This is a genomic window from Empedobacter sp. UBA7248, assembly GCF_002472945.1.
Taxonomy (GTDB): Bacteria; Bacteroidota; Bacteroidia; order Flavobacteriales; family Weeksellaceae; genus Empedobacter; species Empedobacter falsenii_C.
Map to the genome: position 1 here is coordinate 25,384 of NZ_DKSU01000015.1, position 473 is coordinate 25,856.

The 473-nt window shown below is 32.3% G+C and carries 1 protein-coding gene; it reads left to right on the forward strand.

Going from position 1 to position 473, the window contains the following annotated elements; translation table 11 throughout:
• Positions 1-26: 26 nt before the first annotated feature.
• A complete protein-coding gene (tssD, locus tag B4A23_RS13995; protein WP_291121045.1) occupies positions 27-434 on the forward strand; it encodes a type VI secretion system tube protein TssD in 408 nt (135 codons plus the stop codon).
• Positions 435-473: the final 39 nt, after the last annotated feature.

A 473-nucleotide genomic window follows, 5' to 3' on the forward strand; every position in this document is an offset into this window, starting at 1 on the left:
ATAAATCAATCTTAAAATTTATAACTATGGCTAACAATTCAAGAGGAGTCTTAAAATTCAACGGTGGTGAGGATCAAAAAATCATCAAATTAGATTATCAAGTATCAAGAACAACTGATGTTTCGGGACGTGTAGCTTCTGATCCATCTAATGCTTTAATCAAAGTAACCGTAGAAGCAACTGAAAGTTCTACGATTCTGGAAAGTTTATTAAACGATAAATATAAACCAACTGTTGGTGATATTACGTTTAATAAAGCACACGAAGAAGGTGTTTTAATTAACTTAAAATGGGAGAACGGTTACGTTATCCAACACGAATTAAATTTTGACGCATTAAACGACAACAATATGTTAATTTCATTTGTAGTAAGTGCAGAGAAAATTGATTACGGTACAGCTTCTTACGATGGTGTTTGGCCTTCTGCTCGATAATTTATTTCAATCGAAAATCGCATAAGTTTACTAACCAAC

Bases quoted from the DNA above. Each gene is read 5' to 3' on its own strand.
- tssD (WP_291121045.1), top strand. From the start codon at position 27: ATGGCTAACAATTCAAGAGGAGTCTTAAAATTCAACGGTGGTGAGGAT.